We start from the raw sequence: 13,820 nt of genomic DNA, 5'->3' as shown, positions 1-13,820 counted from the left end.
CCGCCCGTGTCGCCACCGGGCGCGCCGGCGCAGCGGAAAACAACGAGACTGAGACGGGTGCCTGGCACCTGGACGGATGATGGATCGCGCAGATCACATCCGCATCGGTGCCCTGCACCGGTATCACTGCCACCGCGGGTGGCGGCACAAGCACGCTTGCCGGGCCGGACGCTTGCGCCCGGCCGGCGGCCATCCCGGCAAAGAGGTCCGGTCCCTCAAGGGGCCGGTACGCGCCACCGCGGCGCGCAGCCAGGATCACAGTGCTTTACAGCGCGCTTTGGACGCGCCCGGCGACGTCGGCGGGGACCCATTTGGTCCAGACGTCGGGTTTGTTCTTCAGGAACCACTTGGCCACGGCGGTGGATTCATCGCCGGACTCTTCCATGTGGGCCAGGGTTTCGTTGATGACCGGCAGCGGCACCGAGACCTTGGACAGGAATTCGGTCAGCTTGGGCGCATCTTCGGAGAACTTGGTGTTCACCGCGGTGAAGACGGGATTGTCGGGATAGGCGCTGGGCTCAGGCTTGGCGCACTTGGGCGACGTCAGGCACTTGTGCTTTTCGGCGTCGTAGGGCGGCAGGTCCAGCTTGACCAGATCCATGGCGCCGACCAGCGGCGTGGGGGACCAGTAGTAGAAGACAACGTTCTGCTTGCGCTTGTAGGCCGACATCAGGGCCGCCTTCTGCGCCGCGCCCGTGCCGGGCGAATACAGCGTGTAGGAGTCGTCAAGCTTCAGGGCATGGAACAGGTTGTTGCTGGTGACTTCGCAACCCCAGCCTGCCGGGCAGCCGTAGAAACGGCCCTTGCCGGGCTCTTCCGGGTCCTTGAACTGGTCCTTGAACTTGGGCAGGTCGGCGGCGGACTTCAGTTCCGGCAAGCGCTCAGCCGTGTACTTGGGGATGTACCAGCCTTCGGCGCCCATGTACAGGTCACCGATGCGCTTGACCTTGCCGGTCTTCTCGGCGCGGGCCCAGGGGTCGGCCACGCTGTTCAGCCAGATTTCGGTATTGATGTCCAGATCGCCGCGCTCGAGGGCAGCCAGGGCGGGCAGCGTTTCAGTCGGCAGGGTTTCGGTCTTGCAACCGTAGCCCTTTTCCATGATGAAACGTTCGACGTCAACCAGGACCAGATTGGATTCCCAGTTCATGGCGCCGAAGGTGACCGGCCGCTTGATTTCGCATTGCGGCGCGTCGGCGGCTTGGGCCGAACCGGCAAACGCAAACAGAACGGCCGCGGCGGCCAGGGTCTTGACAGGGGTAAAACGCATTGGCTTTTGCCTCCATAGGTTCAGGCACGCACGCCGGGAACAAGCCCGGGAGGCACCGTGGAGCTAAGGGGGTTGTGCGGAAGACGGGCAGAACCGCCAATACAAACCGACACTAGCAACAAGACGGCCCGCGAGGGACGCGGCGTCTTGCAAGACAGGGAGCTTCAAAAACGGGTTTTTGAAAACTCAGAGAAAGAGAACAAACTGAACGAAGAAGGCGGCATCTTAAACGAAATTGAGATGCCGACCAACCCCGAGGGTGAATGAAACAGATACATTCGCCACGAAAAACGTCAGGGAAAACCCGGTATGCACTTGGGTAGATGGCCGTTTTCCCCAGGGGAAATTCGTCCGGCGATGCTCGATACATTTAGTTAACAATATGTTCGGATAAACACATACAGGGCGTTCCAAAACGGGCTTGGGAAGCCCGAAATGGCCGGTTTGCGCGGCCAGTTCGGCATCCTTACTTGCGGGCCAGCGACTGCTGGTACGGCCCGGCGTCCAACGCCCCCGCCGGCAAATCCCCCTTCAGCGTCCCGTTGTCCTTGAAGATCTGGAACTCGCGCTCGAGCGTATCCAGATCCGCCGCGTTCAGCGACACCCGGTAATTTTCATCCCACAGGTCCGCGAACACCTGCGCATCCGCCTGCGGCAGATTGCCCGCTTTCTGCACCGCGCTCACCACCTGCGCGGGATTGGCCTGGCCGTATTCCAGCGCCTTGCGCAGCGCCACGATCGCCCGCACAACGGCGTCCGGATTCTTCTGCTGGTACTCCGCGCGGACCAGGCCCACGGCGTTGTAGGGCACGCTGTCGCTTTTGGTCAGCGTCTTCCACTGATCGCCAAACGTGGACAACGTGCGCACCTTCAGATCCTTCAATTGCGCGGTCGTGACGTTGCGCAGCGCGGCGGCGTCCACTTCCTTTTGCGCCAGGAACTGCACCAGGCGCGGCTCATTGCCCGGCACCAGCGTGAAATCCTTCTCCTTGATACCGTGGTTGCCGGCGAGCACGGCGCTGGCGATGGTCGCGGTGGAGCTGCCTGCGGGCGACATGCCGATCTTCTTGCCCTTCAGGTCCGCCAGCGTCTTGATCGGCGAATCTTCCAGCACCACGAAGGAAACGTTCGACGGCTGCGTCGCCAGCACGATCTTCACCGGGACGCCATCGGTCGCCAGCGCAAACGCGCCCGCGGCAGGAGATCCGAAGGCCAGGTCGATGGCGTTTGCGGCGATGGCGCGGGTCGGGCCATTGACGTCCGAGAAGTGCACGTACTCCACCTCCAGGCCTTGGTCCTTGAAGAAGGTGCCCGCTTCCAGCACCGCACCGTAACCCAGCGTCAGCCCGCTGGGCCAGTAGCCGACGCGGATCTTTTCGGCATGCGCGGGCGCCGCGGCCAGGCCGCCGGCCAGTACCGCAAAGAGCGCGGCGCGTTTGATCAATTGCAAGGCTTTCATAAGTGCTCCAGGTGTGAGTCCTGCCCGGTCAACGCGCCGGCGGCAGGTGTCGGTAAGTGGAATCGGTGCGCGCGCCGCCAGCCGATGGCAGGCGGCAAGGTCGATGCGCATCTGCGCGCGCGCGGCCGCCAACGTGTCAGGATCGGGCTTGGGTGTCTGCGCCACCGGCGGCCTCCCAGAAGACGATCTTGCGATGCAGCCAGCGCACCGTCTGCGCGCCGGCTACGCCGAATGCGGCCAGCAGGATCACGCCGGCGAACATGGTGCTGACGTTCAGATTGACCGCGGCCGATCCGATCAGGTAACCCAGCCCGGCCTCCGACGACACCAGCTCGCCCACCACGGTGCCGATCAGCGCGAGCGACACGCCGATCTGCAAGCCGGCAAAAATGTCGCCGGACGCCGCCGGCAGCTTCACGTGCCGGAAGATGTACCAGCGCGACGCCGAGAACGCGCGGCACGCGTCGATCAGGTCCGGGTCCACACGCCGGATGCCGACGATGGTGTTGATGAACAGCGGGAAAAAGCAGATCAGCACCACCAGCACCACCTTGGACGCCAGCCCGAAGCCGAACCACACCAGGATCAGCGGCGCCAGTGCCACCTTGGGCGTGGCCTGGATGGCGACCAGCAGCGGATACACAAATTTCTCGAACGTGCGCGATTCCGCCAGCAACGCCCCCAGCACCAGCGCCAGCGCGCTGCCGATGGCGTAGCCGATGAGCGTCGCGGCCACGGTATAGCCGATGTGGCGCCAGATCGTGCCGTCCTGGAATACCGACACCAGGGTGCGGAAGACGGCGCCGGGCGTGGTCAGGATGTAGTCGGGCACCTTGAAGTACGTCACGGAAAAATGCCAGGCCAGCAGCACCACGGCCAGCGTGGCCAGCGGGTACAGGACAGCGGTCAGTCGTTGCATGGACTCATCCGATGAAGTGGCGCCGAAGATGATCGCCAGCGGCGGTGAACGCGGGCTCGGCCAGCGTCGCCATCGTTCGCGGGCGCGGGATATCGACCTTGAAGTCCTCGACCACCCTGCCCGGCCGGGCCGACATGACCAGCACGCGGTCCGACAGCATCACGGCTTCGGGAATGCTGTGCGTGATGAACAGCACGGATTTGCGGTCGCGCATCCAGATCCGCTGCAACTCCAGCGTCAGCGCCTCGCGCGTCATCGCGTCCAGCGCGGCGAATGGTTCGTCCATCAGCAGCAGCCGCGGGTCGCGCTGCAGCATCCGCGCCAGCCCGACCCGCTGCTGCATGCCGCCGGACAGTTCGTTGGGATAGTTGCCGGCAAAGTCGCGCAGCCCCACGAGGTCCAGCAGTTCCCGCCCGCGGCGCTCGGCATCGGCGCCGCGCTCGCCCGCGGTTTCGCTCGGCAGCAAGACGTTGTCCAGCACCGTGCGCCACGGCAGCAGCGTTGGCTTCTGGAAGGCAACGCCGATGTCGCGGCTGGGCCCCTCAACCGGCACGCCGCCGACTTCGACCTGGCCGAGCGTAGGGGTGAGCAGCCCCGCGGCAAGCTTGAGCAGCGTGGACTTGCCGCAGCCCGACGGCCCGAGAATCGTGACGAACTCGCCCTCGCCCACCGCCAGATCCACTTCGCGCAGCGCATCGATGCTGCCGCGCCGCGTCTGGTAGGACACCGACACCGCGCGCGCCTGCAGCAAGGGCGCTGCTGTCATTGGACCGCCTTCGCCTGCGCGCGCACGGCGGCGGCATCGAACGCCGAGAACTTCGGCACGAGCTGGTTGCTGAAGATCTTGTCGACGGGAATGTCGGCGGTGTTGAACTCGCCGGCCTTGTGCATCGCGCCCACGAACGACCGGATCACCCCCAGATCGAATTCGCCCGCCACGCGTTCAGTGCCATCGGGACGGCGCAACGTGCTGTCCATGCGCTTCTTGACCAGCACGATGGCTTCGTCCAGGTTCTTCTGATAGTCGCCATCCTTGGGCTTGGCCTCGGGCTGGTACTTCCAGAACGTCTCGGCGCACAACCGCGGATTGGCGTCGCACGCCAGCACTGCCTTGGTGTAGGCGCGCCCGAAGCGGGCCAGCAGCTCGGGCTGGTCGCGCAGCGTGTCTTCATGCGCGATGAAGCCGTTGCTGTTGATCTTCTGGAAGATCGGCGGGTACGGCAGGCGGCGGACCTTGGTGCCGGTCAGCTCCAGCATCGCGGTCCACGAGCTGTTGTAGTTCAGGGCGTCCACCCTGCCTTCCTTCAGCGCCAGAAAGCCCGACCCCAGCACGCCCACCGCCACGATGTCGACATCCTTGCCGGGCACCAGCGATTCCTGCCGCAGCAGCGCACGCGTCGACGGAATGGTGCCCCAGGTCAGCGCGCCGACCCCGATCTTCTTGCCCTTCAGGTCCTTGATCGTCTTGATCGGACCATCGGCCAGCACCGCCAGCTCCAGCTCGTTCGACGGGATGGTGTTGTAGAAGTAGCGCACCGGCAGCGGCGTCTTGCCGGTCTCGTAGCTGGCCAGAACGGGCTCGGGCAGCGGCAGCCCGATGGTGACCTTCTTGGACGCCACCTGGGGCAGCAAGGCGCCTGCGCCCTGGAACACGATCGTCTTGACCTCGATGTTCTCCTGGTCGAAGTAGCCCAGGTCCTTGCCCAGCCCGTATACGCCGCCGCTGGCGACGGTGAGCGGAATGCCCAGGGCCACGGTGACGGTGTCGGCGGCCTGCGCGGCCGGAAAGGCGGCCAGCGCGATGGCGGCCGCGGCGACGCGCGCCAGGGTGTGTGCGGGTTTGGTCATTGCAGTGTTCCGTTGGTGTGTGTTCGTATTCAGGTCGTGCTGGTGCGTGTTCATGCAGATCGGTACGGTGCGCGCCAAGGCGCACCACTGCGCATCAGGCCGCCGAGGCCTCGGATTCGGTCAACGCCTCCCGCGCCCGCTGCTTGAGCAGGTTGCGGTCGACCTTGTTGGTGGAAGCCAGCGGCAAGGCGTCCAGAAACCAGACGCGGCGCGGATGCTGGTAAGCCGGCGCGTGCGTCAGCACGTGCTGCTTGACGGTGTCTTCGGTCAGCACGCCGGGCGCGGCGGGCACAACGAACGCCACCGGCTTGTGGCCCTTGATGTCGTCCGGCACCGGCACGACGCAGGCCTGCTGCACGCCGGGCAGCGTCTCCAGCACTTTCTCGACCTCGCCGGGAAAGATGTTTTCGCCGCCGGACACGAACATGTCGTCGTCGCGGCCCACGAAGTAATAGAAGCCCTGCGCGTCGCGGCGCAGCACGTCGCCCGTGACGTAATAGCCATCGGCGGTGATGGCCGCGCGGATGTCAGGGCGGTTGTGATAGCCCAGCATGATGCCGGGGCTCTTGACGTGCAGCACGCCCTGGTCGCTCTCGTTGCCCGCGGCGTCCACCAGCCTCACCTGCACCTGCGGATGCGCATGGCCGATCGACATGTCAGGCTGCGGCAGCCCTGCCGGATGGGGGCCGAACGTGACGGGGCCGGCCTCGGTGGTGCCATACGAGATCACGCGGGCCTGGGGCAGCGCACGGCGGATGGCGGCCTGCAAGGCTTCGCTGACGGGCGCCGAGCCCATGCGCACGACCTCCACGCTGCTCAGGTCGGCGCGGGCAAGCAGATCCTCTTCGCACAGCACCATCGCCATCATCGGCGGCACGGACGTGAGCCAGGTGGGGCGATAGCGCGCGATGGCCTCGATGTAGGGCCGCGGCTTGAACTGCGGCAGCAGCACGATGGTCGCCTGCCCGGCCAGCGCAAGCTGGCACAGCGCCAGCGCATTCATGTGATACATCGGCGCGGCGATCAGATAGCGCTGCCCGGCGAGGCTTTGGCCGGCGAGCCGCGTGCGCACCACCCACAGATGGCTGCGATGCGACAGCACCACGCCCTTGGGCTTGCCGGTGGATCCGGACGTATACAGGAAGAACGCGGCTTCGTCCGGCGCCGGCGTCACGGCCTGGAAGGGTCCCGGATCGAGCAAGGCATCCAGCCCGGTCTCGCCGGGCGCGCCGAACTCCACAACGGGCAGATCCGACGGCGTCTGCGCGCGCCGCGCGGCATCGCAGAAGACCAGCCGCGCGCCGCTGTCCTGGATGACGAAGTCCGACAAGGCGCGCGGAAACTTGTAATTCACGGGCACGACCACAAGGCCCGCCCGCTGCGCGCCCAGCAGCACCGCCAGGAACTGCGCGCTGTTGGCGGCCAGCACCGCGACCCGATCGCCGCGCTGCAGCCCGCGGCGCAGCAGTCCGCGCGCGACGGCGTTGCACAGGTCGTCAAGCTGCCCGACCGTCAGGCGCGTCTCGTTCTGCTCATCGTCCAGCGCGATCACCGCCACATCGTCGGGATTGGCGCCCGGCGGGGTGAGCCCGCCCAGGTTGTAGGCATGAAAGCCGGGATCAGTGCTCATAGACGAAGTCCAGTAAGGTGTTCAAGCCCGGCAAAGCCACGGCCAGGCCGCTCAATCCGTCGCGTTGCCAGGGCCGCGCGCGCAGGTCGTCGCCCAGCGCGGCGACGTGTCGTTCCAGCGCATCGGGATTACCGGCGCGCAAGGCGATGGCGCCGAAGAAGCTGTCGCGGCCCAGTGCATCGCACGCAAGATCGCCGTAGCGCTGGGCATAGGCGTCGGCATCCAGCAGATCGACCGAGAAGCCGGGGCTGGGGATCGAAAAGCCGCGCCCGTCCAGATGGACCTGGCCGAACGCCGCCTGCGCGTAGGCCTGCGCATCGGCCTGCGGGTGTGCGGACACCAGCGTCAGGCCCGCCAGGCCACGCACGCTATTGGCGTGCGACTGCCATTCGGGACGCCACACCAGTTCCGGCGTCAGGTGCTGGCAGTAATAGACGCGGCCGGCCTCGAAGGCGCCGGGCTGGTAACGCACGGTGCGAAAGCTGGCTTCGTGCTGCACGCCGTCCAGTTCAAGCGGACGGGTGAAGGCGTGCAGCGGCGCCACCGCCGCGCCGGCGCGTGTCAGCGCGGCATGCACGGCGTCGGCCGAGGCCGGCTTGTAGACCGGCCCGTCGATGCCCGCGGGGTTGTCCAGGATCTCCTGGCGCAAGGTGCCGCCGTCGGTCGGCAGGCCGATCAGCTCCAGGTAATCGTCCTGGAACACCATCAGATGATTCACCGACCCGAACGCGTGGCGGCCTTGCGGTGTCAGCGTGAACCCCAGCGCCGCGAACAGGCGCGCGGCCGCATCGGTGCCAAAGCGCGTATTGATCACCAGGTGATCGAGCGGCAGAGCGCTGTTCATGCCCCTCTCCCCTCAGCTCTTGGGGGGCGCGGTCAGATACACGCCGCGCCCGCTGGCCAGCAGCGCGCCTTGGGCGTCCTCGATGCGCGCTTCAGCCACCGACAACTGCTTGCCGGCCTTGACGACCTTGCCGCGGATGGTGAGGTCGCCCTGGATCGCCGGCCGGTGATAGTCCACCCGCAGGTCCACCGTCGGTACGCCACGGCCCGTGTGGGAGACGAGCGCCCAGTCCGCGGTCAGGTCGATCAGCGCGGCCAGAATGCCGCCGTGCGTGTAGGGGTTGTCGGGGTTGACCGACCATTCCTCGCGCCACGTGGCCTGCAGCACGATCTCGCCGTCGCCGACCGACAGCACTTTGAGGCCAAGCCACTGGTGATAGGGACTGCGCAGGAGACGCGCCTGGATATCGGCCGCGGCGGGCAGGTTCTGTTCAGACATGTTCAAAGGTTCCGATTGGGATTCAGGGAGCGACGATGATCTTGCCGATGACCTTGCGGTCGCGGATGGCGGCCAGGCCTTCGGCCGCTTCTTCAAGCGGCACCACGCGGTCGATCAGCGGCGCGATCTCACCGCGGTCGACCTGGTCCAGCAGCGCGAGCAGGTTCTCGTCGTAGAAGCTGTTGGAACCCTTGACGGTCAGTTCAAAGCTCCAGATGTAGCGCAGGTCTTCCTTGGGGTCGTAGCCCGCGGTGGCCCCGCACGTCAGCAGGATTCCGCCTCGACGAATGCAGCGCAGCGACGGCACCCAGGTGTCGCCGCCCGTGAAGTTCACCACCACGTCCACCCCGCCTTCCGTGCCGCGGCGCTGCGGCTTGCCATACTGCTGGATCGCCCATTTGGAGAAGTCGGTCTCGCGGTAGTCGACAACGTGGTCCGCGCCGATCTCGCGCAGCCGCGTCAGCTTGTCCGCGCCGCTGGCGCAGGCAATCACCTCGGCGCCCAGGCGCTTGGCCAGGATGACGCTGGCCGTGCCGACGCCGCCGCTGGCGCCCAGGATCAACACCTTGTCGCCGGCCTGCACGGTGCGGTGCGTGACGAGCATCCGGTGGGCGGTGCCATAGGCCACCGGCAAGGCGGCCGCCTGTTCATACGTGACGTTGGCCGGCAACGGCAGAAGCTGCGCCGCCGACACCAGGCAGTACTGCGCCATGCCGCCGTCCAGCATTTCGCCCATCAGGCCCTTCTCGCGATTCAGCGGATTGACCAGCACGCGGTCGCCCGCCTTCCAGCCTTCGACGTCCGCGCCGACCTCGGCGATGTCGCCGGCCAGATCCAGGCCGATGATCACCGGCAGCGGCACCTTGATGCCGGGCATGCCCTGCACCGTGAAGACATCGTGGTAGTTGAAGGACGAGGCGCGCACGCGCACCACGACGTGGCCGGGAGTCGCCTGGGGCACAGGCTTGTCATGGACGACCGACAGTTGGTCCAGGCCGCCGTGCGCGTTGAGCACGAGCGCCTTCATGGTTTGGGACATGTGATTGGATCCGTGAGGGGAAAAAAAGCGGGAAGAAGATCAGTCCGCCGCGGCGCGGCGCCAGCGGAACAGGTGCGTCTCAAGCGGCTTGAGCACGCAGAACTCGATCAGCACCATCAGGCCGACCAGCGTGATCGTCCATGCAAACACCTGATCGGTCTGCACGAGATCGGCCGCCTGCCGCAGCCGATAGCCCACGCCGTTGGACGCGCCGATGGTTTCGGCCACCAGCGACACCCGCCAGCCGAAGCCGAACGCCAGGCGCGCGCCGGAAAAGAAGTCGGGCAGGATGGAGGGCAGATAGATCGTGCGCAGGATGCGCAGCGGCGGCATGCGGAAGCTGCGCGCCAGCTCGACCAGATCGGCGCGCACCGAGCGGGCGCCCTGCCAGACGTTGGTCAGGATCAGCGGCAGCGCGGTCATGAACACCACGAAGATGGTCGTGGCGTTGGAGATGCCGAACCAGATGATGGCGAAGATGGCCCAGATGGCCGAAGAAATTGTGTTGGTGACGGCCAGCACGGGTTCAAAGAACTCGCCCAGCTTGCGGCGGCTGCCGAACAGCAGCCCCAGCGCCGTGCCCGCCACGGCGGCCAACGAGAAGCCCGCGATGACCCGCCAGAACGTCACGCCCAGGTCGCGCCAGAACGTATCGCTGGAAACCAGCCGTCCCAGCGCGTCGGCCACGCGTGCCGGACCCGGCAGGATGTACGCGGGCACGCCGCGCGCCGCGAACGCCCACGCCGCCAGCAGCAGCGCCACCAGCAGCAGGCGCCGCCCCGCATTGCCGCCCAGGACACGCCATGCCGACGCGCGTTCGGCCGAAATCGAAGTCTGGGTCATGACGCTACACCCGCACGCGCAACTGACGGATCAGCTCGGCGACCTCGGGTTGCGACGGCGCACGCGGCCTGGTCAGCGTCACGGGCGCGATCTCGCGGATGCGGCCGGGCCGCGGCCGCAGAATTACCACCTGATCGGCCAGCACCACCGCTTCCTCGACGTCATGCGTCACAAACACCACGGTCATGCCGCGGCTTGCCTGGATTTCCAGCAGCTCGGCGTGCATCTGCGCGCGGGTGCCGGGGTCCAGCTTGGAGAACGGTTCATCCAGCAGCAGAATGCGCGGCTCGTTCACCAGACTGCGCGCCAGGGCCACGCGGCTGCGCATGCCGCCGGACAACTCATGCGGGTAGGCCGACGCAAAACCGGCCAGCCCCACTGATTCCAGCGCGGCCAGCGCCCGCGCCTGGCGTTCGGCGCGTGGCAAGCGCGTGGCCTCCAGGCCGAAGCAGACGTTGTCCCGCGCGGTGCGCCACGGCAGCAGCCGGTCGTCCTGGAACAGATAGCCCACCGCGCGCCAGTCGGCGTACGCCGCCGTGCTGGCGCCTTCCACCAGGATGTTGCCCTCGTCAGGATGAGCCAGACCCGCGATCAGATTGAGCAGCGTGCTCTTGCCGCAGCCTGACGCACCCAGTATGGCGACCACCTGGCCATGCGGTATGTCCAGGTCGATGCCCTCGAGCACCTGCAGCGGCGTGTCGTTGCGGCGCGCAAAGCGCTTGGACACCTTACGCAGCGAGATGGCGGCGGACGCGGGCTGGCGCTCGGGAGATATGCGATGGACGTGATGGATGGCGGACAGATCGGTCATGAAAGGCACGGTTGATGACGATGCCTTGCACGCCGGGCTTGGGGCGAAACGACATCATGCCTCGCAGCTTATGCGTCATGCACATGCATGGGAACGAACGATTTCCCATCTGCAAATGGCGTCCAGTCTTTAGGTGAAAACCGGCTATCGGCATGCGGAAATCTTCGTAGCCAGCGGAACGTTGCGCACCTATGTTCAGGGGCTTTCACGCCCCAATTGGATACTCGAAGCATGCCAGCCCGTCTTGCCGTCACCCCCGCCGCCGCGTTGATCGACGTGCCCCGCGTCTTCACGCTGGATGGCTTTCAGCCGCACTCCGCCGTGACCCTGACGCTGATTTCGCGCCAGCTTGACGGCGCGGTCTGGCGCAGCCGCAACACTTACCTTGCCGATGCGGCGGGGACCGTCGACGTGTCCGGCCAAGCGCCCGTATCCGGCGGCTACCGCATCGCCGACGGCCAGGGTCCGATCTGGTCGCAGTCCCCGGCGCATGCCGGCGATGCTGGCGACACCGAGGACCTCCCCGCTCCCGAGGGCGCGGACGGCGTCATCCCTGTACGCGCCTCGGCCAGCGACACGCACGGCAATCACGCGTCCGCCCGTTTCGAACAGCGCCACGTCGACAGCGGCGTCACGCGGCAGCCCTTGAACGAGGACGGACTGGTGGGCGTGCTGTATACCCCCGCCGGTCCCGGCCCGCATCCGGCCATCGTGGTGTTGAACGGATCGGGCGGCGGCATCAACGAAGCACGGGCCGCGCTCTTTGCGTCGCGCGGTTATGCCGCGCTGGCGCTGGGCTACTTCGGCGCGCCCGGCTTGCCTGACTACCTTTCCGAAATTCCGCTGGAATACTTCGAGCGCGCGCTGCAATGGCTGCGCGCGACGGTCAGGCCTGTTGAAAACTTCATCGCCGTCAGTGGCCATTCGCGCGGCGGCGAACTGGCGCTGCTGCTGGGCAGCCTGTATCCGCAGGCCGTATCGGCGGTGATCGCCTACGTACCCAGCTCGGTCGTACATGGCGTGTTGAACGCGGGCAAGCCGGGCACGGGCCGCTTCGGTCCCGCCTGGACGCAGGCGGGCCAGCCGCTGGCGCACGTCTGGGAGAACAACGCCGCGCAGGATTGGGGCCTCGTCGACAGCCTGCCCGAGCCCCGCCGCCAGGCGCAGGCGTTCGTGAACGCCCAGCAGGATGCGGCCGCCGTCGCGCGCGCCCGCATTCCGGTGGAACGGATAGCGGGTCCGGTCCTGGTGCTGTCCGCGGGCGACGACGGCTATTGGCCATCGACCCGGTACGCCGCCGACGTGGCACAAACCCTGCAAGCGGCCGGCCATCCGCACGCCGTGGCGCACCTGGACTATCCAGACGCCGGGCACGCCCTGCAGGCGCCCGGCGTGCCCACCACCGAGATTTCGCGCGCGCATGCGGTGTCCGGCATCGTGTTGACCGGCGGCGGCGACGCGGCCGCCAACGCGCGCGCCAACGCGGACTCGTGGGCGGCGGTGCAGCGCTTTCTGGCGGCCGCGGTCGCTGAACGCACCGCAGCCACCGCATGAGCGCGCAGCAGGCGCCCGGCGCGGGCGCACTGGCGGGCGTGACCGTCATTGAATTGGAAGGCATCGGTCCGGCGCCGATGGCGGCGATGCTGCTGGCCGACATGGGCGCGACGGTCCTGCGCATCCAGCGTCGGGATCCCGTCGAGCAAGGCATCCAGCGCGAACCGCGCTTCAACCTGCTGCTGCGAAACCGCACGTCGATTGAACTGGACCTCAAGCGGCCGGAATCCGCGGCGCTGGTGCTGGACCTCGTGGAAAGCGCCGACGCCCTCATCGAAGGCTTCCGTCCCGGCGTGATGGAACGGCTGGGCTTGGGGCCGGACGCGTGCCTCGCGCGCAATCCACGCCTGGTCTATGGCCGGGTCACGGGCTGGGGACAGTCCGGGCCGCTCGCCCAGTCGGCGGGACACGACATCAACTACCTGGCTATCACCGGCGCCCTTGACGCGATCGGCCGGCAGGGCCAGCCGCCCACGCCGCCGCTGGCGCTCCTTGGCGACTTCGCGGGCGGCGGGTTGTATCTGGCGCTGGGCATCCTGGCCGCGCTGATCGAACGCGCGCGCAGCGGTCTGGGACAAGTCGTGGACGCGGCCATGGTCGACGGCGTGGCGTCCCTGTCCACCGCTTTTCACGGGCTGGCTGCGGCGGGCATGTGGCGGGCCGAACGCGGCACCAACCTGATCGACTCGGGCGCGCCCTTCTACGACGTGTACGCCTGCCGTGATGGCCGCTATGTTTCCATTGGCCCGTTGGAGGCCAAGTTCTTCAAGCAACTACTGACGCTGTTGGAACTGCCGCCGGAGCTGGCCGGTTGGCAATCCGACCGCGCCCGCTGGCCGGCGCTGCGCGGGCAGCTGGCGCAAGCCTTTGCCGCCCGCTCGCGCGACGAATGGACCGCGCGGCTGGAAGGAACCGATGCGTGCTTTGCGCCGGTGCTGAATTTTGACGAAGCCCCGAATCACCCGCACTTGCGCGCGCGCGGCACGTTTATCGAGGTTGACGGCATTGCCCAACCTGCGCCCGCGCCGCGCTTGAGCCGCAGCAAGGCGCCGCCGATCGCGCCGGTCGCGGCGCCATTGCGCAGCACGTCGGCGCTGGCTGCGCTGGGCCGCTGGCTGCCGCCCGCCGCGCTTGAGCGCGCGCAGGCGCACGGCTTGCTCGACTAGAC

The 13,820-nt window shown here is 67.3% G+C and carries 13 protein-coding genes; 2 read left to right on the top strand and 11 right to left on the bottom strand.

Going from position 1 to position 13,820, the window contains the following annotated elements:
* Positions 1-265 precede the first annotated feature (265 nt).
* From MHZ91_RS13925 to MHZ91_RS13875, 11 genes are all read right to left on the bottom strand, one after another.
* Positions 266-1,267: an ABC transporter substrate-binding protein gene (locus MHZ91_RS13925; RefSeq protein WP_175125229.1), complete on the bottom strand. Its 1,002-nt coding sequence runs from the start codon at positions 1,265-1,267 to the stop codon at positions 266-268.
* A 466-nt stretch (positions 1,268-1,733) separates the two neighbouring features.
* Complete coding sequence (locus MHZ91_RS13920; protein WP_239214142.1) at positions 1,734-2,726, bottom strand: ABC transporter substrate-binding protein; 993 nt, start codon at positions 2,724-2,726, stop codon at positions 1,734-1,736.
* A gap of 136 nt (positions 2,727-2,862) precedes the next feature.
* On the bottom strand, positions 2,863-3,645 hold the full coding sequence (locus MHZ91_RS13915) for an ABC transporter permease (RefSeq protein ID WP_218344356.1): 783 nt from the start codon (positions 3,643-3,645) through the stop codon (positions 2,863-2,865).
* A 4-nt stretch (positions 3,646-3,649) separates the two neighbouring features.
* Entirely contained in the window at positions 3,650-4,411 is a 762-nt protein-coding gene (locus MHZ91_RS13910) for an ABC transporter ATP-binding protein (protein WP_239214139.1), read from the bottom strand.
* On the bottom strand, positions 4,408-5,493 hold the full coding sequence (locus MHZ91_RS13905; RefSeq protein WP_239214136.1) for an ABC transporter substrate-binding protein: 1,086 nt from the start codon (positions 5,491-5,493) through the stop codon (positions 4,408-4,410). The genes MHZ91_RS13910 and MHZ91_RS13905 overlap by 4 nt, the downstream gene beginning before the upstream one ends.
* 94 nt (positions 5,494-5,587) lie before the next feature.
* Positions 5,588-7,123, bottom strand: a complete 1,536-nt coding sequence (locus tag MHZ91_RS13900) for a class I adenylate-forming enzyme family protein (RefSeq protein WP_239214133.1) — start codon at positions 7,121-7,123, stop codon at positions 5,588-5,590.
* The gene (locus tag MHZ91_RS13895) at positions 7,113-7,967 is read right to left on the bottom strand and encodes a VOC family protein (protein ID WP_239214130.1); all 855 of its coding nucleotides are present in this window, start codon (positions 7,965-7,967) and stop codon (positions 7,113-7,115) included. Before MHZ91_RS13895 ends, MHZ91_RS13900 begins: the two co-directional genes overlap by 11 nt.
* A gap of 12 nt (positions 7,968-7,979) precedes the next feature.
* Positions 7,980-8,405 (bottom strand): PaaI family thioesterase, encoded by a 426-nt coding sequence (locus MHZ91_RS13890; protein ID WP_239214128.1) that lies wholly within the window; start codon positions 8,403-8,405, stop codon positions 7,980-7,982.
* A 22-nt stretch (positions 8,406-8,427) separates the two neighbouring features.
* Complete coding sequence (locus MHZ91_RS13885) at positions 8,428-9,432, bottom strand: zinc-binding dehydrogenase (RefSeq protein WP_218344769.1); 1,005 nt, start codon at positions 9,430-9,432, stop codon at positions 8,428-8,430.
* Positions 9,433-9,483: 51 nt separating this feature from the next.
* Positions 9,484-10,287 carry an ABC transporter permease gene (locus MHZ91_RS13880; protein WP_218344351.1) on the bottom strand — a complete coding sequence of 268 codons (804 nt, stop codon included), beginning with the start codon at positions 10,285-10,287 and terminating at the stop codon, positions 9,484-9,486.
* 4 nt (positions 10,288-10,291) lie between these two features.
* Entirely contained in the window at positions 10,292-11,098 is an 807-nt protein-coding gene (locus tag MHZ91_RS13875) for an ABC transporter ATP-binding protein (RefSeq protein WP_239214125.1), read from the bottom strand.
* Positions 11,099-11,329: 231 nt separating this feature from the next.
* Here MHZ91_RS13875 and MHZ91_RS13870 point away from each other — a divergent pair, with 231 nt between their 5' ends.
* Both MHZ91_RS13870 and MHZ91_RS13865 read left to right on the top strand, forming a co-directional pair.
* Positions 11,330-12,652, top strand: coding sequence for an acyl-CoA thioester hydrolase/BAAT C-terminal domain-containing protein (locus tag MHZ91_RS13870; protein WP_239214123.1), 1,323 nt, complete (start codon positions 11,330-11,332; stop codon positions 12,650-12,652).
* Positions 12,649-13,818 carry a CaiB/BaiF CoA-transferase family protein gene (locus tag MHZ91_RS13865; RefSeq protein WP_239214121.1) on the top strand — a complete coding sequence of 390 codons (1,170 nt, stop codon included), beginning with the start codon at positions 12,649-12,651 and terminating at the stop codon, positions 13,816-13,818. Before MHZ91_RS13870 ends, MHZ91_RS13865 begins: the two co-directional genes overlap by 4 nt.
* Positions 13,819-13,820: the final 2 nt, after the last annotated feature.

The organism is Achromobacter sp. ACRQX (assembly GCF_022346505.1).
Taxonomy (GTDB): Bacteria; Pseudomonadota; Gammaproteobacteria; order Burkholderiales; family Burkholderiaceae_B; genus Achromobacter; species Achromobacter animicus.
Note: the sequence above shows the minus strand (reverse complement) of the source record. Positions and strands in the feature narration are given on the sequence as shown.

Coding starts and splice junctions, on each gene's coding strand:
- MHZ91_RS13925 (WP_175125229.1), bottom strand. CDS start 1,267: ATGCGTTTTACCCCTGTCAAGACCCTGGCCGCCGCGGCCGTTCTGTTT.
- MHZ91_RS13920 (WP_239214142.1), bottom strand. CDS start 2,726: ATGAAAGCCTTGCAATTGATCAAACGCGCCGCGCTCTTTGCGGTACTG.
- MHZ91_RS13915 (WP_218344356.1), bottom strand. CDS start 3,645: ATGCAACGACTGACCGCTGTCCTGTACCCGCTGGCCACGCTGGCCGTG.
- MHZ91_RS13910 (WP_239214139.1), bottom strand. CDS start 4,411: ATGACAGCAGCGCCCTTGCTGCAGGCGCGCGCGGTGTCGGTGTCCTAC.
- MHZ91_RS13905 (WP_239214136.1), bottom strand. CDS start 5,493: ATGACCAAACCCGCACACACCCTGGCGCGCGTCGCCGCGGCCGCCATC.
- MHZ91_RS13900 (WP_239214133.1), bottom strand. CDS start 7,123: ATGAGCACTGATCCCGGCTTTCATGCCTACAACCTGGGCGGGCTCACC.
- MHZ91_RS13895 (WP_239214130.1), bottom strand. CDS start 7,967: ATGAACAGCGCTCTGCCGCTCGATCACCTGGTGATCAATACGCGCTTT.
- MHZ91_RS13890 (WP_239214128.1), bottom strand. CDS start 8,405: ATGTCTGAACAGAACCTGCCCGCCGCGGCCGATATCCAGGCGCGTCTC.
- MHZ91_RS13885 (WP_218344769.1), bottom strand. CDS start 9,432: ATGAAGGCGCTCGTGCTCAACGCGCACGGCGGCCTGGACCAACTGTCG.
- MHZ91_RS13880 (WP_218344351.1), bottom strand. CDS start 10,287: ATGACCCAGACTTCGATTTCGGCCGAACGCGCGTCGGCATGGCGTGTC.
- MHZ91_RS13875 (WP_239214125.1), bottom strand. CDS start 11,098: ATGACCGATCTGTCCGCCATCCATCACGTCCATCGCATATCTCCCGAG.
- MHZ91_RS13870 (WP_239214123.1), top strand. CDS start 11,330: ATGCCAGCCCGTCTTGCCGTCACCCCCGCCGCCGCGTTGATCGACGTG.
- MHZ91_RS13865 (WP_239214121.1), top strand. CDS start 12,649: ATGAGCGCGCAGCAGGCGCCCGGCGCGGGCGCACTGGCGGGCGTGACC.